The 18637-nt window shown below is 65.3% G+C and carries 19 protein-coding genes and 1 pseudogene; 11 read left to right on the top strand and 9 right to left on the bottom strand.

Translation table 11 applies throughout. The features are described 5' to 3' along the window. Positions 1-202 precede the first annotated feature (202 nt). The 4 genes and pseudogenes from ACZYZ4_RS08685 to ACZYZ4_RS08700 all read right to left on the bottom strand — a co-directional run. Positions 203-532 (bottom strand): GNAT family N-acetyltransferase, encoded by a 330-nt coding sequence (locus tag ACZYZ4_RS08685; RefSeq protein ID WP_354250032.1) that lies wholly within the window; start codon positions 530-532, stop codon positions 203-205. Beyond that, positions 529-1929, bottom strand: coding sequence for an acyltransferase family protein (locus ACZYZ4_RS08690; protein ID WP_463859974.1), 1401 nt, complete (start codon positions 1927-1929; stop codon positions 529-531). Before ACZYZ4_RS08690 ends, ACZYZ4_RS08685 begins: the two co-directional genes overlap by 4 nt. Positions 1930-2050: 121 nt before the next feature. Beyond that, positions 2051-2455, bottom strand: a complete 405-nt coding sequence (locus tag ACZYZ4_RS08695) for a DUF1304 domain-containing protein (protein ID WP_463859976.1) — start codon at positions 2453-2455, stop codon at positions 2051-2053. Positions 2456-2464: 9 nt separating this feature from the next. Next, positions 2465-2809 (bottom strand): annotated as a pseudogene (locus tag ACZYZ4_RS08700) (class II fructose-bisphosphate aldolase); the annotation flags it as partial. 68 nt (positions 2810-2877) lie between these two features. Between ACZYZ4_RS08700 and ACZYZ4_RS08705 the strand changes: the two are divergent. From ACZYZ4_RS08705 to ACZYZ4_RS08725, 5 genes are all read left to right on the top strand, one after another. Further along, positions 2878-3582 (top strand): FadR/GntR family transcriptional regulator, encoded by a 705-nt coding sequence (locus ACZYZ4_RS08705; RefSeq protein WP_463859978.1) that lies wholly within the window; start codon positions 2878-2880, stop codon positions 3580-3582. Between the two features lie 105 nt (positions 3583-3687). Then, positions 3688-3897, top strand: a complete 210-nt coding sequence (locus tag ACZYZ4_RS08710) for a dodecin (protein ID WP_463859980.1) — start codon at positions 3688-3690, stop codon at positions 3895-3897. 189 nt (positions 3898-4086) lie between these two features. After that, complete coding sequence (locus ACZYZ4_RS08715; RefSeq protein ID WP_463859981.1) at positions 4087-4908, top strand: aldo/keto reductase; 822 nt, start codon at positions 4087-4089, stop codon at positions 4906-4908. A gap of 1 nt (position 4909) precedes the next feature. After that, positions 4910-5881 carry an aldo/keto reductase gene (locus tag ACZYZ4_RS08720; protein WP_463859983.1) on the top strand — a complete coding sequence of 324 codons (972 nt, stop codon included), beginning with the start codon at positions 4910-4912 and terminating at the stop codon, positions 5879-5881. Further along, complete coding sequence (locus ACZYZ4_RS08725; protein WP_463859985.1) at positions 5875-6918, top strand: SDR family oxidoreductase; 1044 nt, start codon at positions 5875-5877, stop codon at positions 6916-6918. The genes ACZYZ4_RS08720 and ACZYZ4_RS08725 overlap by 7 nt, the downstream gene beginning before the upstream one ends. Before the next feature lie 169 nt (positions 6919-7087). On the opposite strand, the gene ACZYZ4_RS08730 is transcribed toward ACZYZ4_RS08725, so the two are convergent. Further along, the gene (locus tag ACZYZ4_RS08730; protein ID WP_463859987.1) at positions 7088-7282 is read right to left on the bottom strand and encodes a nuclear transport factor 2-like protein; all 195 of its coding nucleotides are present in this window, start codon (positions 7280-7282) and stop codon (positions 7088-7090) included. Positions 7283-7554: 272 nt separating this feature from the next. On the opposite strand from ACZYZ4_RS08730, the gene ACZYZ4_RS08735 reads away from it, so the two are divergent. The 4 genes from ACZYZ4_RS08735 (at position 7555) to ACZYZ4_RS08750 (ending at position 9632) form a co-directional block, all read left to right on the top strand. Then, positions 7555-7755 carry a helix-turn-helix domain-containing protein gene (locus ACZYZ4_RS08735; RefSeq protein WP_463860237.1) on the top strand — a complete coding sequence of 67 codons (201 nt, stop codon included), beginning with the start codon at positions 7555-7557 and terminating at the stop codon, positions 7753-7755. 19 nt (positions 7756-7774) lie between these two features. Further along, positions 7775-8608, top strand: coding sequence for an aldo/keto reductase (locus ACZYZ4_RS08740; RefSeq protein ID WP_463859989.1), 834 nt, complete (start codon positions 7775-7777; stop codon positions 8606-8608). Positions 8609-8741: 133 nt separating this feature from the next. Beyond that, positions 8742-9008: a GlsB/YeaQ/YmgE family stress response membrane protein gene (locus ACZYZ4_RS08745; protein WP_463859991.1), complete on the top strand. Its 267-nt coding sequence runs from the start codon at positions 8742-8744 to the stop codon at positions 9006-9008. 111 nt (positions 9009-9119) lie between these two features. Beyond that, positions 9120-9632, top strand: a complete 513-nt coding sequence (locus ACZYZ4_RS08750; RefSeq protein ID WP_463859993.1) for a hypothetical protein — start codon at positions 9120-9122, stop codon at positions 9630-9632. A 150-nt stretch (positions 9633-9782) separates the two neighbouring features. On the opposite strand, the gene ACZYZ4_RS08755 is transcribed toward ACZYZ4_RS08750, so the two are convergent. Further along, positions 9783-10370 carry a DM13 domain-containing protein gene (locus ACZYZ4_RS08755; RefSeq protein ID WP_463859995.1) on the bottom strand — a complete coding sequence of 196 codons (588 nt, stop codon included), beginning with the start codon at positions 10368-10370 and terminating at the stop codon, positions 9783-9785. A gap of 123 nt (positions 10371-10493) precedes the next feature. On the opposite strand from ACZYZ4_RS08755, the gene ACZYZ4_RS08760 reads away from it, so the two are divergent. Beyond that, positions 10494-11951: an HNH endonuclease signature motif containing protein gene (locus ACZYZ4_RS08760; RefSeq protein WP_463859996.1), complete on the top strand. Its 1458-nt coding sequence runs from the start codon at positions 10494-10496 to the stop codon at positions 11949-11951. Between the two features lie 87 nt (positions 11952-12038). Here ACZYZ4_RS08760 and ACZYZ4_RS08765 read toward each other — a convergent pair whose 3' ends face one another. Then, positions 12039-12866, bottom strand: a complete 828-nt coding sequence (locus ACZYZ4_RS08765; RefSeq protein ID WP_463859997.1) for a putative protein N(5)-glutamine methyltransferase — start codon at positions 12864-12866, stop codon at positions 12039-12041. Between the two features lie 323 nt (positions 12867-13189). On the opposite strand from ACZYZ4_RS08765, the gene ACZYZ4_RS08770 reads away from it, so the two are divergent. After that, a complete protein-coding gene (locus ACZYZ4_RS08770) occupies positions 13190-16192 on the top strand; it encodes an alpha-amylase family glycosyl hydrolase (protein ID WP_463860238.1) in 3003 nt (1000 codons plus the stop codon). Here the strand turns inward: ACZYZ4_RS08770 and ACZYZ4_RS08775 are convergent. Both ACZYZ4_RS08775 and malQ read right to left on the bottom strand, forming a co-directional pair. Then, on the bottom strand, positions 16189-16314 hold the full coding sequence (locus ACZYZ4_RS08775) for a hypothetical protein (RefSeq protein ID WP_463859999.1): 126 nt from the start codon (positions 16312-16314) through the stop codon (positions 16189-16191). The two genes, ACZYZ4_RS08770 and ACZYZ4_RS08775, sit on opposite strands and share 4 nt — an antisense overlap. A gap of 81 nt (positions 16315-16395) precedes the next feature. Next, positions 16396-18612, bottom strand: a complete 2217-nt coding sequence (malQ, locus tag ACZYZ4_RS08780; protein WP_463860001.1) for a 4-alpha-glucanotransferase — start codon at positions 18610-18612, stop codon at positions 16396-16398. Between the last annotated feature and the right edge of the window lie 25 nt (positions 18613-18637).

Raw genomic sequence — 18637 nt, forward strand, 5'->3', positions numbered from 1 at the left:
TAGCAAGGTAAGCCTTACTTAGGTGAACCTTTTCGTCAAACTTTAGTGACTTATTTATCTTAAGCCGCGGGAATACGGGTGTTCCTCCGGTCGGGAGCGCGTCATTGACTCGCCCGATCGCTATTCGGGTGCAAAATACTCCGCGCGAACGGACACCTTAGGCCCTCCGAGGGAGTTTCCGGGGCTTAGGTGACCGTTCGCCCTAGTTGTCCGGCCAGTCGATGTGCTGTTCGTAGCCCTCGTGTGCACGGAGGTAGCCGGCAATGAACGGGCAATGCGGGATGATCCGCTTACCCGAAGCCACCACGTCGTCGAGCGCGAAGTGAGCCAACACCTTGCCCAGGCCCTGGCCCTTGAAGTCCTCGGCGGTGTCGGTGTGGAGGAAATCCACGTGTCCGGGCAGGTCCCGGAAGAAGGACTGGACGGCGATCTTCCCGCCCACCCGCAGCTCGTAGCGGTGATGCTCGTCATCCCTGGACAGCGAGACGTCGGGGCTGAACTTGTCCTCTGTGGAAATCATGTTCTCAGTCATGGTTCGACATTGGCACTACTTGGCCCCGCTGGCAATGGCCCGTCAGGCTGGCTGCCCTCGTGGTCGACCCGTTCGGCACGACCATCGCCGGAGACGCGTTCCGGCATCCTGCCCAGCAGCAGGACGGCCAACACAAAGCATGCTGCGCCGCCTCCGAGCAGGCCAAGCGTCAAACCGTTGAGGGCAGCGTCCGCCACCGGAATGAAGACGACGACGGCGGCCGTCACCACCGCGGCGGCGGGCCGGCCGCGGGTGTGGACAGACGCCGTCGGACGTTCCTCCAGGCGACCGAACGCGGCCAGCACCGGGAGCAGGAGAGCGACAACCCCCAGGAGGACGAGCGGACGAGCCCACCACCATTCAGCGGTGCCTGCCGCGGGCTTGGGGAAGTCGGTGAGGAGCAGGAGCCCGGACATGGCCACGAGCAACGGCAGGTGCCAGAGGTACACGGTCATGGAGCGGCGGCCGGCAACCATGACCACCGCGCGGACCCAGCGCACGCCGGAAACCCAGCCGAGCCCCGGCCGGAAAAGCTGAAGAGCGGCAGCCTGAGATACACCCAGGAGCAGCAGGCAGAGGTTGGGCGGATTAAGGTTGACCAGCATGTTTCCGGAGTAGAGGCCCAGGCCGGTGACCAGGCCAAGCAGCAGGTTCGCCGCAAGGATGAGCCCAACCAGGCCGGAGCGCGTGAACCTGGCGAGGTGGCCGTCGGCCATCAGGAAGCCGAGCTGCTGCACGGCGCACCAGAGGAAGACAAGATTTGCGTAGGCGAGCATCGGGAGGGCTCCGCGGAAGGAGTCGACGGCCACCACGAGGGCGGCCAGGACGGCAACGGTCAGCCAGGGCGCGCGGTTATGGAACCGGGCCAGGAGCGGGATGTTGAGCTGGGCCGCCAGGTAGGCGGCGAGGAACCACAGGGGCATGCCGGCTCCGGTGGCCATCAACTGGACCACCTGGGGGTCCACGCCAAGAAGGAGCGCCGCCGAGAGGCCCAGGAACATCATCGCCAGGAGTGCCGCCGCCGGGCGGATCAGCCGCAAGAGCCTGGCCTGGGCAAACTCGACGCCGGTGCCGCCGTGGGCCTTCAGCCGCTGCCAGGACTGCAGCCCGGTGGTGCCGCCGGTCACGAAGAACAGCGGCATCACCATAAAGATCCAGATCACCGGCACGAACCAGGGCTGATCGCCCAGCGTATTTTCGGTGGTCACAGTGCCATCCGCGTGCAGGACGGGGCTAACCATCATGCAGTGGCCCACCACCACCAGGGCCAGGCAGACGAACCGGACAAGGTCGATCACCAGGTCGCGCTGGACCGCCTGCTCACCTTGCGGGGCGGGCCTGGACCGTTTGGCCGGCCCACGCCGTGGGGTTGAACCCTCTTCCTTCACACCACTCACGTGCAGTCCCTACAAGCGCCGATGCTGTTGTTGACTCAATTGTCCGCCCGCGATGCGCTCCCGGCCAGAAAAGCGTGCTCCCGGCCAGAAAACGGGCACCGCGTCGCCTCGGCAGTGTCAGTCAGCCAGTAACGGCCAGCAACCCAAGCACGACGGCGAGCAACGGCGTCGCCCCCTGCGTTACCGCGGCGCGGAGGTACTTTTTCCCGCTGAGTGCCAGCACCGCGGCGGCGAGCAGCATGGAGCCGCAGCAGCTGAAGATCAGCGTCCAGCCGACGATCTGCTGCGCCGAGGCGTCGGGGCCAAGCGCCACGCAGCCCACTCCGATGAACGCGTTGATGGCCAGGAACAGGTTGTAGAAGCCCTGGTTGTAGGCGAGGGGTTTGGTGGTCTCGGCGTCGGCCTGGGAGGCGAGGCCGAAGCGTTTCCACGTGGCCGGCCTGGTCCACGTGAGGGACTCCATGGTGAAGATGTACACGTGGAGCGCTGCGGCGATGAACGCAAAAACGAGGGAGGCCAGGATCATGTGCTGATCCTAGCCTCCCCACTCACCTGCATCCCCGAGTTCTTGTCCAGATAATGCAAGCTGCGCGCCCGCGAATTCCCTGGCCGAGCTGTTCCAGTGGCCCAGCACGCCGGTGCGGAGTTCGGTATTGAAGTTCACTTTGCCGACGTTCATCGCGGCAGTCTTGACCAGCTCCCCGCCGGAATGCCGGACGCCGCCGTGGAGCACCAGGAGAATGTGTGTCCGCACGCCAATGTCCTGCAGGACGTCCCAGCGCAGCTGCGGCTCGCCCTTGTACTTGCCGTGGACGTTCCCCACCGCAACAGCCAGCAGTTCCGCGCCGGCTTCGTCGGCGCCGAAGGCCCGGTCTTCGTCCACAGGACATAGAAACGCGCGCAAGTAGACTTGTCAGACATATCTGGCGACGGCGGCACGGGGGACAAATGGCACGGAAATCACTGGTGGGCGTTGTTGCAGACGAACTCCTGGACCGGATCATTGCCGGTGACTTTCCGCCCGGATCCAGTGTGCCCGGAGAGCTTGAACTCAGCGCCAGGCACGAAGTGAGTCGCATGACCGTGCGCGAGGCCATGAAAACCCTGGAAGCGCAGCGGATCCTCAGCGTGGAACGCGGCCGCGGTACGTTCGTCAACCCGCTTAACCGTTGGGCTTCGCTGGAAGCTGTCCTGCGGGCGGCGTCGGAGGGCCAGAACGAAGCCGCCGCCTCCGTGCAGCTCATTGAACTGCGCGGAATGCTGGAAACCGGGGCCTGCGAGCTCGCGGCGGCACGGATCAGTGACGCGGACCTGCAGGCACTGTTCGGCCATGTAGCGGCGATGCGGGCCGCCCATGAGGTCAACGACGTTGCCGCCTTTGTGGAGGCTGATCTGGCATTCCACGACCTGATCCTGTACGCCTCGGAGAACGTTTTTGTGGCGGTCCTTTTCGCGCCGCTGCACCGGGTGCTGGAAAAGCGCCGGGCCGAAACATCCGCGGTGCCAACCATCCAGGAGCACGCTATCGGGCACCACCAGAACATTGCGGAGGCGCTGGAATCGCGCGATCCGAGCCGGTCGCGGGAAGCCATGGAGCTGCACATGCAGCAAACCCTGGATGACCTCAAGAACCTGGTCCTTGAAGCTCCGTGACCAGCGGCCAATCCGCTGTACTGGGTCTGGCCACGCCTGAGAAGTGCCACTAGTGTTCAAGGACGGCCCGCAACCGGGAATCGAAGGCGATCACGAGGAGCGAAGTTGTCCAACCACACGTACAGCATTACTGAAATTGTCGGCACCTCCGAAGAAGGCGTGGATGCGGCGGTCCGGAACGGGATCGCCGAGGCCTCCAAGACCCTGCGCAACCTTGACTGGTTCGAAGTGAAGGAAATCCGCGGCCACCTCGAAGGCGGCCAGGTTGCCGACTGGCAGGTGCGGATCAAGCTCGGTTTCCGACACGAAGGCTGACCGTGCCTGAGTTTTAGCAGTTATGGCCTCGTCCTTAGGCGCGGCCATCACTGCTTTAACCCGATTGACGGTTACAGGCTGACGGGAGCCGGCAATTTGAATAGGCTCGTACCGGAGCAATCCCCGAAAGCGGTTTCCGGCCGGACATCACCGCCGGGAACCACCCTTCAGCACTACGAGGAGTCCTCCATGTCAGAAATCTCGCTGAACAACGGCGTCACCATCCCCCAGCTCGGCTTCGGCGTTTTCCAAGTCCCGCCGGAAGACACCCAGCGGATCGTTGAGGATGCCCTCGAAGCCGGCTACCGCCACATCGACACCGCCGCCGGGTACCGCAACGAAGCAGGCGTTGGAGCGGCCATCGCCGCCTCGGGCATCCCGCGCGAGGAAATCTTCGTGACCACCAAGCTCCGCAACGGCGACCAGGGCCGCGCCCGGGACGCATTCCAGGATACCCGCAAGGCGCTGGGTCTTGACTTCGTGGACCTCTACCTCATCCACTGGCCGGTTCCGTCGCAGGGGCTCTACGTCCAAGCATGGAAGGATCTGGAGAACCTGTATGCCGACAAGGAGATCCGTGCGATCGGCGTCTCAAACTTCCTCTCTGACCACTTGGACACTCTACTGGAATCCACGCAAGTAGTTCCCGCCGTGAACCAGATTGAGCTGCACCCCAGCTACCAGCAGGCCGAACTGTCCTCCAAGAGCCGGGCCCTCGGTATTGCGGTGGAGGCCTACAGCCCGCTCGGCCAGGGCGGGGACCTCAACGGAAACGCCGTTACCGCCGTCGCGCAGGCGCACGGCGCCACCACCGCCCAGGTGGTCCTGGCCTGGCACCTTGCCGCGGGCACCATCGTCATCCCCAAGTCGGTTGACTCGGCCCGGATGCGGGAGAATTTCGCGGCCGCGTCTCTGACGCTGTCCGACGACGAACTCGCCTCCATCACCGCCCTTGAGCGGGGCGCGCGCATCGGTTCCGATCCCGCCGTCGCGGCCTTTACACAGCTGTAGCATGCAGTACACTCACTTGGGCCGCTCCGGCTTGAAAGTTTCCCGCCTGTGCCTGGGCACCATGAACTTCGGCCCGCACACCGACGAGGCTGACGCGCACAGCATCATGGATTCGGCCCTGGACGCCGGCATCAACTTCTTCGACACGGCCAACGTCTATGGCGGCAGCGGGCACCGGGGCTGGACCGAGGAGATCATCGGCCGCTGGTTCGCGAAGGGCGGTGAGCGCCGCGAACGGACCGTCCTGGCCACCAAGCTGTACGGCACCATGACCGACCGCCCCAACGAGTCCAAGCTGTCCGCGCTGAACATCCGGCGCGCCCTGGACGCCAGCTTGAAGCGCCTCCAGACGGACTACATCGATGTGTACCAGTTCCATCACATTGACAGGGACACTCCCTGGGACGAGATCTGGCAGGCCATCGAAGTGGCCGTTCAGCAGGGAAAAATCCTCTACTCGGGCGGCAGCAACTTCGCGGGCTGGCACATCGCCCAGGCACAGGAAGCCGCCCGGCGCCGGAACTACACCGGGCTGGTCAGCGAGCAGTCCATCTACAACCTGTTCCGCCGCGAAGTGGAACTCGAGGTCATCCCCGCGGCACAGCAGTACGGCCTTGGGCTGATCCCGTGGTCCCCGCTCCAGGGCGGACTGCTGGGCGGTGTCCTGAAGAAGGAACGCGCGGGCGTCCGGCGCACCGAAGGACGCGCTGCAGAAACGCTTAAGAATTACCGGGACCAGATCCAGCAGTTTGAGGACTTTGCCGACGTCCTGGGGCATGAACCCGGCGACATCGCGCTCGCCTGGCTGCTTCACCAGCCAGCGGTCACCGCACCGATCGTGGGACCTCGCACGCAGGAACAGCTCGACGCCGGCATCCGGGCGTTGGAGGTCACGCTCGACGCCGACGCCCTCAAGCGGCTCGACGACATCTTCCCGGGCCACCGCCCCGCACCGGAGGACTACGCATGGTGAATCCATTGGATACCGCGGCCGACACCGTGGCACCACGGAACATCCTCTTCCTCGGCGGCACCGGGGTGATCAGCGCCGCAGCGGCGGAACGCGCCGTCGTACTGGGACACCGGGTGACCATCCTCAACCGCGGCCAATCAGGCAAGCCGGTACCGGATGGCGCAGAGGTTCTGCACGCGGACATCCGCGACCAGGACGCTGTGCGGGCGGTGCTGCAGGGCAGGGAGTTCGACGCCGTCGCGGACTTTATAGCCTTCACCCCGGATCAGGCGCGGTCCAGCATGGAGTTGTTCCGCGGCCGGACCGGACAGCACGTGTTCATCAGCACGGCGTCGGCCTACCAGAAACCGCCCACCCGGCTGCCGATCCTGGAATCCACTCCGCTGAAAAACCCGTTCTGGCAGTATTCACGGGACAAGATCGCGTGCGAGGACCTGTTGTTCGAGGCGTACCGGTCAGATGATTTTCCGGTCACCGTGGTGCGTCCCTCGCATACGTACGACCGCACGAAAGTGGGACTGGTGGGCGGCTGGACAGATATTCACCGGATGCGCACCGGCCAGCCCGTCATGGTGCATGGTGACGGCACCTCGCTCTGGACGGTGACCCATGCCAGGGACTTCGCGAAGGCCTTCGTGGGACTGCTCGGCCTGCCGCAGGCAGTGGGCGAGAGCTACACCATCACGTCGGATGAATACCTGCCCTGGAACCAGATCTACGGCCTCTTTGCGCGGGCGGCGGGGGTTGCCGAACCGGAATTGGTCCACGTGCCTTCGGAAACCATCGCCGCGCACGGCGCCAGGCACAGCCCCCATCTGGGGCCAAGCCTCCTGGGCGACCGCGCCCACTCGGTAGTTTTCGACAACGCCAAGATCAAATCCTTGGTGCCGGGCTTTGCGGCCACCGTTCCTCTGGCGGACGGGACCCGGGAGATCGTTGACTGGCATGACAGCCACCCCGAATTGCAGGTGGTGGACCAATCGTTCATGGACCTGAGTGATCGGCTGATCAGGTGGGCGCGAAAGGCGGCTGACTGACGGCGCGGCCGCGGCGCCTCCTGTGGTGCCCCGGCGCTAGACCAGTGGTGCCCCGGCGCTAGGCTTTTCAACCCACTGGGCCCGCCATCCGGGCGCCTCGAAGGTTTCGCTCCAGTAGGCCGTCTCCTTGGCAATCCTGCCGTCCCGAAATTCGAAGATGAACACCGTTTCATACTGCGGCCCGTTGTAGAAGCAGAGCTTCGGCCACCACCAGGTTCCCGCCGCTCAGCATGCGGCGTGGCGTGATGGTGGGCAGCTGCGGGAAGGTGTTGTAGATTCCCCGCCGGTTTTCCGCGCCGCGCACAACTTCCCCGGATTGCGGCCAGTGCATCTCCGCGTCGTCGTGAAACAGTTCGTCCTTCAACCACGATGTTGACCTGATTCCTCGACGATATTAGGGAGACCGCTAACCCTTGCATTGTGCTCCTGAAATCCGGCATGCACCACGGTAACTAGCCTCTCTCCCGGCAGGCCCGGGCGCTCCTGCCCAGTTGCTTTTGGCCAACCCGCCGACATGCCGTGAGAGAGGCGTCGTTTGCCGGCCTCGGACTGGAGCAACCGGGCAGGAACGCAGGCAGGTCCGCGCGCTCGAGCCGAGCCTCATTGCCTGGCCCTCGCCAGGCTCTTGCCAGATCAATCGAATATCGGCATCGCCACCGTACAGGTCACCTGGCGCACCGGATCGGGATCACCCCGGCCAATCTGGCGGTACTCAAGAACGGCCGCGCCAAAGCCGTGCGCTTCACCACGCTTGAGGCGCAGTGCGACGTCCTCGACTGCCAACCCCGGGACCTGCTGCACTGGGAGCCCGGGGAAAAGGAAGACGCGACGGCCTAATTGGGGGCAGACTGTTGAAATGACTCTCTCACCGCTCATCACGCTCAATGACGGCCACGGCATCCCGCAGTTGGGGCTCGGCACCTGGCCGCTGGACGACGAACAGGTGACTACCGCCGTCGTACATGCCCTGGAAGCCGGGTACCGGCACATCGATACGGCAGTGAAATACGGCAATGAGGAAGGTGTTGGGAACGGCATCCGCGCCAGCGGGGTGGACCGGGGTAAAATCTTCGTCAGCACCAAACTGGACGGCGAATTCCAGGGCCAGGACCGCGCCGTGGCGGGGCTGGAGGGGTCGCTCACCCGCATGGGACTGGACTACGTGGACCTGCTGCTGATCCACTGGCCGCTCCCTGCTCGTGGTGATTTCGTCTCGACGTGGAAAACGTTCGAACGGCTGCAGGCGGACGGCAAAGTCCGGTCAATCGGCGTCTCCAACTTCAAGCCGGCACACCTGGAACGACTGCTGGCCGAAACCGACGTGGTGCCGGCCGTGAACCAAATCCAGTTGAGCCCTGCGATTACCCGCGACGCAGAACGTGAGTTCAATGCCCGGCACGGAATTGTCACAGAATCGTACAGCCCGCTGGGCGGGTCAGGGGCCAGCCTGCTGACCGCCCCTCTCCTTGCCCAGCTCGGCGAGAAATACGACAAAACGCCGGCCCAACTGGTGCTGCGCTGGCATATTGAGCAGGGACTTGTAGTTATTCCAAAATCGGGAGATCCCGAGCGGATGCGCGAGAACCTGGACATCTTCGACTTCTCCCTGGATCGGCAGGATCTCGCGGAACTTGCCATCCTGGACGAGGGGCCCGGCGCCGGCAACGACTCGGACACGACAGGGCACTGAGAGAGCCCGAACTGGCTGTCCATGGGGATTCAGAGTGGCAAAAAGAAAGTAAGCATGATTAGTATTGGGGCAGAGGGAAGAAGCGTGCCCAGTATCCGGGCACCTCCCTGATGTAGGAAGAAGGAACGAAAAAATGGGTTTCTTTGCATTTTTGATTCTTGGCCTTATTGCCGGCGCGATCGCTAAGGCGATCCTTCCGGGCAAGCAGGGTGGCGGCTGGATCATCACCCTCGTTCTGGGCGTCGTTGGTGCGTTCCTCGGCGGCTGGCTCGGCGGAATGATTTTCGGTACCGGCCTGCAGGAGTTCTTCTCGCTGCAGACCTGGCTGCTCGCGATCGCCGGCTCGATCATCGTGCTGCTGGTTTACAGCATGGTCACGAAGCGGAGCGTCCGCAGCTAGTTTCGTCACCGGCATGAAAAACCGGCCCTGGGACAACATCCCGGGGCCGGTTTTCTTTCCCCGGCCAAGCGGATCGGGGACCGACACCTTCTCAACGAGCAGGAGTTCACTATGAAATCTAAACTTCTTTTGGGTATTGGCATCGCGGCGGGTTACGTCCTGGGATCGCGGTCCGGCCGGGCAGCGTACGACAAGCTCAAGGTCAGGGCGGCGGGAATCTGGGAAAGTAAGCCGGTCCAGGACAAGGTCAATGCCGCCACGGAGGCCATCAAGGAGAAAGCTCCCGAGGTGGCGGACCAGCTGAGTGAGGCCGCGCGCCGGGCGGGCACGGTTATCGGCTCCGCCGTCCACCACGACGCCCCGTCTGGTACCAGCAAGTCCAAAACGTCCGAGGTCGGCGCCTCGGTAGGTGCCGCCGGCACCGCTGCGCCGGGTACTGCTGCGGCTGCTGCGCTTGGTGACCACGTTCCCGCCCACAGCACGCACCCGGAAACAGTGAACCTGGGGACATCTGACGTCGACTCCGATCCCGCGTTCAGTGACAACCAGGGCCAGGACTGGTCCGGTGAAGGCGGCGCCACTCCCGCCGGTGCAGCAACGAACGTTGACCCTCGACGGGAATGATCCGGGGCTCTACGCCGGGACATTACGCTTGGTCCGCGCTGTGACACCGGGGCCGCGTTGGAACTGTGCTAAAAATAGTCGTTGCTGGCCGCCGCGCTCCTTGGGGGACGCGGCGGCCAGCGACGTTTCACGTCATGGCCACATGCCGGCTCAGGTGACCAGCTCGGCAGCACCGAACGACACGCTGAACTGAACGCACCACAGGTCAACTGACGGGTACTTCGACAGATCAACGTCGGCGGGAATCTGGTAAACCTGATTGCCCTGGTTTCCCTTGATCAGGCCGAGGTCGTAGTAATCAGCGGAGCCGGCGGTGAACCACCCGGCCGTCCCTTCCACCACGTGAGCGGCACTTAACCAGACGTGCACATCCGGACCATTGGAAGTATCCAGGTTTTCGAGCGTGAGGAGCCTGGCACCATCAGGCTGCTGGACGATCCGGACAGTTCCCGTGGTCGTGTGTTCATGGCTGATCAGAGTACCCACAGCGAGTTGCATCGGGCCTGCAGGCATGGGTGCCGGCGTCGGAGTAGGCGCAAGGGGTGTGGGCGTAGGCGGAGTCGGTTGTGCTTGCGCGGGACTGCTGGCCACGATGGGGAGCTGTTCATCCACCCTCACGTCTACAAAGAGGAGCCAGGGCTTGAACAGCACAAGCCCAATCACCAGTCCTACCGCTGCAACGGCCGCCGCAGCGATGATCCAGGTCCGGCGTCGGTTTGGAGTTTGCTTTCCGCTCATGGAATCATCGTCCGCGCATCCGCCGACCGGCGCAACGGACTGGACGCAACCGGGCTTGCGGCCTTTTGGGGCGACGGCGGCAGTCCGGGCATAAATGTCGTACTCCCTTGGCAGAGTGTTCCTATGGAAGGTTTCGGGGATCAGCTCGCGGGGAACGGCGGTACCGCTGCCGTGCTGATGGCCGACGCCGGCCTGGCTGCGGCGTTCGCCTCGGTGAACGCTGCCGCCGCGTCTGCTCCCGGGACGCTGGCGATGGCCGGCTACGTCGACGCCGCCGACTTCGCCGGCCTCGTCGAGGACCTCTCCCGGACCGTGGACTACCTCCAGATCCTCGCCGCGGGCGCCGTGGACCGCACCCGCAGTCAGGCCATCACCGCCGCCGTAACAACCCGCACCACCCGGCCATGGATCACCGGCTGGGACAACGGCGTCGAAACTGTCCACGAAACCGACGCCGCCTGGCCCGCCACCGGCACCGCCGGAACCACATGCCCCGTACCGCGGTCACCGGCCGATGACGGCTGCAAGAACACCGCCGAATTCCTGCGCCTCCGGCTCCGGATCGGGCGCAGCGAAGCCCACCGCCGCATCCACCTCGCCCACACCATCCTGCCGGCGACCACCCTCACCGGAGACCCCGTACCCCCAATGAGGGAACACCTCGCCGCAGCGCTCTCCCCCACCGCCACCAGCAGCTCGGCAGACACCAACGCCGACGACGGCACCGAACCCACCGAAGAAGCACGCCGCAACACCCAAGGCGCCTTCATCCGCAAACCCCGCCACGGCCTCCACCACCTGGAAATCTTCGCCACCACCGACCAATACGAACACCTCGCCACCGTCATGAACACCGCCACCAACCCTCGCACCACCACGGGCACAGAAACCGGCACGGGGGCCGGGACTCCCGACCCCGGTCAGGGCACCAACGTCTGGCAGGACAACGACCTGGACCTGGACCTGCGCACCCGCTCTCAGAAACAACTCGACGGCATCATCGGCGCGCTCAAAGCCGCCCTGAGCACCAACCAACTGCCCACCACCGGCGGGAACCGCCCCCAAATCCTCGCCACCATCAACTACCAAGACCTCCTCCCCCACCACGAGGCCGCCGGCACCGGCGCAGGCAGCAGTACGGGCACGGGCAACTACATCTTCACCGGGCCCGTCGCGGCCACCACCCTGCGCAAACTCGCCTGCGACGCCGACATCATCCCCGTCCTGCTCGGCCCCAGTGGTGAAATCCTCGACCTCGGCCGCAAAACCCGGCTCTTCACCTCCGCCCAACGCCTCGCCCTCACCGCCCGCGACCAAGGGTGCACCTTCCCCAAGTGCACCATCCCCGCCCCCTGGTGCGAAGCCCACCACATCACCTACTGGTCACACCACGGCCCCACCACCGTCAGCAACGGAGCCCTGCTCTGCTCCCATCACCACCACCTCATCCACAAAGAACAATGGACCATCCACACCCGCGGCGGCATCCCATGGTTCACACCCCCACGCCACATCGACCCGAAGCAGAAACCCCAACAAAACCGCTACTTCAAACCACCAACCCCACCCAAACGCGAGTAGACGCTGCCACAGCGCGAATAGGCGCGAGTGCAACGCGAAGGGGCAGCCGCCGCTGCAGGAAGAGGTACCTGCCGGCCCCCAGCTCTCCTAAAGTCGGGTCCGTCCAACTACAACCGTGCCGTCCAGCTCTTCCGAGCGGACAGTCCTGACCGCGAAGCCCGCACCCGCCAGGATCGACGCCGTCCCTGCGGCCTGCCGCTCGCTGGTTTCGATGATGAGATTCCCGCCTGGCCGCAGCCATCCGTTGGCATCCGCTGCGACACGGCGGTGGAATTCGAGTCCGTCAGCGCCGCCGTCTAGCGACCACCACGGTTCGTGCTCGCGTGCCTCATGCGGCATGGAATCTATGGCACCGGTGGGGACATAGGGGGCGTTGACAGCCAACACACGGATCCGTCCCCTGATGGCGGGCGGCAGTGCATCGAACAGGTCGCCCCGGTGGACCTCACCACACACACGGTCAACGTTACGGCGGGCGCAGGCCACCGCGGCCGGGTCAATGTCCGCCGCATGGAGCTCCAGCCCCGCAATCCGGGAGGCAATGGCCGCACCCACCGCACCGGACCCGCAGCAAAGGTCCACAACGACGGCGGGCTCTGAACCATCCCGGTGCTCCTGCATCGGGTCCGTCGAGAGCAGGGCTGCGGCCTCATTCACCAAAAGCCCGGTGCGGCGGCGCGGAACAAAAACCCCGGGATCGAGCTCAATCCGGAGTCCGCAGAACTCTGCCCAGCCGAGAATGTGCTCCAGCGGATACCCGGCAACGCGCCTCTCCACTGCCGAAGCGATCTCGGCCGGGCCGGACCCTGCCGTCAGGAGAAGCTGGGCTTCTTCCTCCGCAAAGACACACCCGGCCGAGCGAAGCCGCTCAACGATCCCCAAAAGGGACTCAACATGCAATTCAGTGGCTGACATGGGTACACCTTCCACGATCTGATTGGCGCCGAGCGCCGTCTCCCGCCCTCTGAATGTACGCGAAGGTAGCCTCTGGCCGGCTGTCTCAAAAGACTGGATTTATTCAGTGCAAGCGCTTACAGTGTGCCGTGGTTCACTTGGCGATCGTTCCGTGACTGCCAGCGCGAACTTCACACCTGACCGCCAACTGACGCCACCACGCTCGCATCTCCACAGCAGCCTGTACAGCATCGCCGCTACCAGGAAGGTCTCCTGACGTGAACACACGCACCCACAGAGGCTCAATCCAACGCCTCAACTACCCGACCGCATTATGGCTGGGACTGCTCGCCGCAGCCGTGGTCGTGTCGGCTTCCGCCCTCCCGGCGCACGCGGCGCCGGGCCCGAAGGACCCGGGGTCGTCGTCGGCCCTTCACTCACTCCGTGCCCCGGTGACGGACGAGAATTTCTACTTTGTGATGGCCGACCGATTCAGCAATGGGGACACAACCAATGACGACGGCGGCCTGGGTAACGACCCCATGGTGTCCGGCTTCAATCCCACAAAAAAGGGCTTCTACAACGGCGGCGACCTGGCCGGGCTGCTGGACAAGATCGACTACATCCAGGGCCTGGGCACCACGTCCATCTGGCTCACCCCCAGCTTCAAGAACAAGGCGGTGCAGCCCGAGGACAATTCGGCCGGGTATCACGGCTACTGGATCACCGACTTCACCCAGATCGACCCCCATCTGGGCACCAACGACGAGTTGAAGGCCCTCATCGACGAAGCCCACTCGCGCGGCATGAAGGTGTACTTCGACATCATCACCAACCACACCGCGGACGTGATCGGCTACGAAGAGGGCGCCCGCAAGACCTACGTTTCCAAGGACGCCGAGCCGTACAGGTCCGCTGCCGGCGACGAGTTCGACGACCGCGACTTCGCAGGGACGAAGGATTTCCCGGAGCTTGATGTCAAGACGTCTTTCCCCTACGTTCCAGTTCTGGACCCGGCGGAACAAAACCTGAAGGTTCCCGCCTGGCTGAACGATCCCACGCTGTACCACAACCGCGGCGACACCACCTTTGTAGGCGAGGACTCCTACTATGGCGACTTCTTCGGATTGGATGACCTCTTCACCGAGAACCCCAAAGTGGTGGACGGGATGGAGGAGATCTACAAGACCTGGATCGGCGATTTCGGGGTGGACGGCTTCCGGATAGACACGATGAAGCACGTCAACAACGAGTTCTGGCAGGAATTCGGCCCAGAGGTGCTCAGGTACGCCAAGGCACAGGGCAAGGACGAGTTCTTTATGTTCGGCGAAGTCTTCGACACGTCCAAGTCCTTCACCTCTCAATTCACCACCCGCAACCAGATGCAGGCCGTGTTGGACTTCCCGTTCCAGGAGGCCGCCCGGAACTTCGCGTCCAAGAGCCAGGACACCCGCTCGCTGGAGACGTTCTTCGCCGGCGACGACTGGTACACCGATGCCGATTCCAACGTCTACCAACTGCCCACTTTCCTGGGCAACCACGACATGGGCCGCATCGGCAGCTTCATCGCGGCAGACAACCCGGGGTCAGCCGACACGGAGCAGGTGGCCCGCGACCAGCTGGCCCACGAGCTGATGTACTTCTCCCGCGGCAATCCGGTGATCTACTACGGCGACGAGCAGGGCTTCACCGGCCCCGGCGGCGACCAGGACGCACGGCAGACGCTCTTCGCCAGCCAGGTGCCGGAGTACCTCGACGACGACCTGCTGGGCACCGATGCCACGCACGCCACCGACAACTTCAACGCCGGCCACACGCTGTACTCCAAGTTCAGCCAACTCGCGGCCCTGACCAAGGACCACCCGGCCCTGCGCGACGGCGCCCACCAGCACCGCTACGCCTCCGAAGGGCCCGGAATCTACGCCTTCTCCCGCACCGACGCGGAGGACCAGCGTGAATATGTTGTAGCCCTGAACAACAGCGAACAGCAGCAGACGGCCGACGTGCCCACCTATATCGGCAAGCGCAGCTATACGCGGATTTACGGTGCGGGCGCGGACGAGGTGAAGACCTCAGCGGACGGAAAGCTGACGGTCGCCGTCCCGCCACTGTCGGCCGTGGTCTACCAGTCATCGGGCCGCATTCCGCACTCCAAGACGGCTCCCGCCGTCGCGCTTCAGGAACCTGCCGCGGCACCGGCGGACAACGGCCGGATCAACGTGACGGCCGACGTCGGCGGTGCTTCGTTCTACGAGGTCACCTTTGAGGCCAGGACCGCGGGCGGTGGGTGGGCGCCGATCGGCACCGACGACACCGCGCCGTACCAGGTATTCCACGATGTCGCTGCCTTGGATGCAGGCACCGTCCTCGACTACCGCGCCACAGTGCTGGACAACGGGGGCCACCGAGCCACCAGCCAGTCCCGGGCAACCGCAGTTCCGGCGCCGGTCCTGACTATGCAGAAGCCGCTGGAAGGAAGCAGCGTGGAGGGGGCCGTTGAGCTCAGCGCAACGGCCGATCCGGAAAAGTCCAGCCACGTGGTGTCCTTCGAGCGCAGCGTGGCCGGCGGCGAGTGGACAGCCGTAGGCTCCGATGACTCCTCACCGGTGTACTCCGCGGTTGATGACCTGGCCGCACTAGAACTCGCAGACGGCACGAAGGTGCAGTACCGCGCCAGCACGAGCGGCCCCGGCTTCAGCGTGGTCAGCGAGCCGCGGACGGTAACGGTCGGCGACGCACCGCAGCCGGCTTCGGTGACCGTGGCGGGGTCGCTGAACTCCGAGATGGGTTGCCCTGCGGATTGGGACCCGGCCTGCGCAGCGGCGTTCATGACCCTGGACCCGGCGGACAACATCTGGCGGCTCACGGCAGACCTGCCGTCCGGGCAGTACGAGTACAAAGCCGCGCTCAACGGCGACTGGGACGTGAACTATGGCGCCGGCGGAGTGCTTAGCGGCAGCAACATCGTGTTGGACCACCCCGGCGGAGCAGTCACGTTCCGCTTCGACAACAGCACGCACGTCATCAGCGCCGGGTACGCCTCACAACAGCCGGGGGCGGTTGCCATCGCGGGAAGCCTGGACAACGAACTCGGGTGCGGCGCCGACTGGGATCCCACCTGCGACCAGGCCCAGTTGACGCTGGACCCAGCAACGCTGGTGTGGAAGCTGTCAGTGCCGGACCTGCCGGCCGGGACGTATGAGTTTAAGGCCGCGGTGAACCGCGGCTGGGCCGAGAATTACGGGGCTGACGGGGTGCCAAACGGCGGCAACATCTCCTACACGCACGACGGCGGCGCGGTCACCTTCCGCTACGACCACGCCACCCACCTGCTCACGGCGGGCTAGGGCTTGTCGCGGGGCTGGGTGCGTACTGTTTGCCCTAGGCCCGCGACAAACCGCCGGATGGCGAGCTCGGCAGTGACCGGCATGCCGGTGCCTCCCACTACGAGTACGGGCCTGTCGGTCATTTGGGATCCTCCTTGACGGCACGCACACCACGTCCGGCAGCCTCTTCACATTGTCACTCGAAGCGCTGCGGCCCACCAGCATCAGTCCCCCAGCGCCTCCGAGACTGCACCCAGCAAAGCGTTGAACCGCGGATTGGTAGGAAGTTCGTCGATGAACACCGGCTTTCCGTCCGGACCGCCGAGTGGGACCTGCCAGTTCGGGTACAGCGCCTCGGTGGTGCCGGGCTGGTTTTGCACCCGCCGCTCCCCCACAGCATCCACCAGTGCCACCCCGAGAAGCACCGACGGCGTCTGGGCCAGCAGGCGGTGCAGCGCCTCTATGGTGCATTCCTCGCTGCCGGCGCCACCGTCCTCAGGCAGCAGGCCGCGTTCCCGCAGCAGCCCCATCATCTTTTCCAGCGTGGCCGTGTGCTCCGCACGTTCTTCCGCCTCGGAGCGTTCCAGCAGGCCCAGCCTGCTGCGGAGGGCCACATGGTCGCCCGCAAGGTACCCTGCGGTGGGCGGCAGGTCGTGAGTGTTGACGCTGGCGAGGGCCTGCGTTCGGTACCGTTCCGGCGGCAGCGGGGAATCGCCGTCGTTCTCGAACCAGAGGATGGACGTGCCCAGGATGCCGCGGGCAGCGAGGTAGTCGCGCACCCACGGCTCGAAGGTTCCCAGGTCCTCGCCGATCACCACGGCGCCGGCGCGCTGCGCCTCCAGCGCCAGGATGCCGATCAGTGCTTCGTGGTCGTACGTGACGTAGGCGCCGTCCTGCGGCGAGTTGCCGGCCGGCACCCACCAGAGCCGGAACAGGCCCAGCACGTGGTCCACCCGGATGCCGCCGGCATGCCGGAGCACCGTGGAGAGCATGTTGCGGAACGGCGCGTAGCCGGCCTCCGCCAGGCGGGTTGGATGCCACGGCGGCTGGTTCCAGTCCTGGCCCAACTGGTTGTACATGTCCGGCGGCGCACCCACGCTGATCCCGGGCGCCAGGACATCGCGGAGCGTCCAGGCGTCGGCGCTGCTGAGGTCAACGCCCACGGCGAGGTCGTGCACCACGCCCAGCCGCATCCCGGCCCGGCGCGCCGACTGCTGCGCGCTTTCAAGCTGTTCGTCGCAGATCCACTGCAGCCAGCGGTGGAACCCGATCCTGTCGGCCAACTTTTCCCGCAGCGCTTCAGCTTCGGGCGATCCCAGCGCGCAGTCCGGGTCGGCCCAGAGTGGGTCATCCGGCGCCAGATCCTCGCGGATGGCGGACCACAGCGCGAAGTCATCCAGCCCGGGGCCGGATATCCGGCAGAATTCGTCGAACGCAGCCTGCCGTGCCGGGGCGCGCCGGGCGTGGTAAAGCAGTTCCAGGGCCTGTAGCTTGGCCGCGTACACGGCGTTGCGGTCCAGCCTTTCGCCGTCCTTGTTCAGGGCCTGGACCTGCTCCTGGAGCCTGTCCACCGTTGCGCGCTTCCGTGGTCGCAGGTAGGCGATTTCGGGTATTGCTTCCACGCGGATGTACAGCGGGTTGAAGAAGCGCCGCGTGGACGGCGAGTAGGGCGAGGGCTGGACCGGCGGGACGGGTTCCGCGGCGTGCAGCGGGTTGACCAGGATGTAATCGGCTCCGCGTGCGCCGCTGAGGGTGGCCAGGTCCGCGAGGTCGGCGAAGTCGCCGATCCCCCAGGACCGTTTGGACCGCACGGAGTAGAGCTGGGTGGCCAGGCCCCAGCCGCGGCGCTCCAGCAGCGGCTCGGCCGTGGTGAGCCGCGCCGGAACCACCACCAGAGCACCTAGTGCCATGACGCCGTCGGACTCAGCGTGCAGGGTGTGCCAGCCCAGCGGCAGCCCCTCCGGCACGGCGAAAGTTGCCCGCCCCGTGGGGACACCGTCCACGTCCTGCGGCGTCACATAAACGTCCTGTTGGACGGCGTCCACCGGTCCGCCAATGCCCGTTTCAAGCTCCACGTGCAGCCGGGCTGTGGCGCCGTCCCGGACGTGGACGGGAACCAGCGCGGTTTCACCTTGTTGGACCACGACGGCGGGCGGCAGCATCCGCCGCCACGGCGCCAGCTCCGCCCCGGCCAGGGCAGCTTGGATCAGGGCGTTGGTATGGGCCGGCACTCCCAGAGCCGCCAGAACCTTGATCAGGGTCTCGGGGGCGACACTGTGCGGAAGTCCGTCCCAGCCGTGGAACGACGTGCCCACGCCATGCGCGTCCGCGAGCCGCTTCAGGAGATGCTGATCCACGGGTCCGAGACCAGCCGCCTCGCCGCCGCCCGGGGAGCCCGGCGTTCCGGAGAATTGCGTGTACTGCTGGTCTGGAGCCTTCATGGATGTCCGCCTCGTCTGGTGTGAT

The sequence above is a fragment of the Pseudarthrobacter adonitolis genome (genome assembly GCF_055412845.1).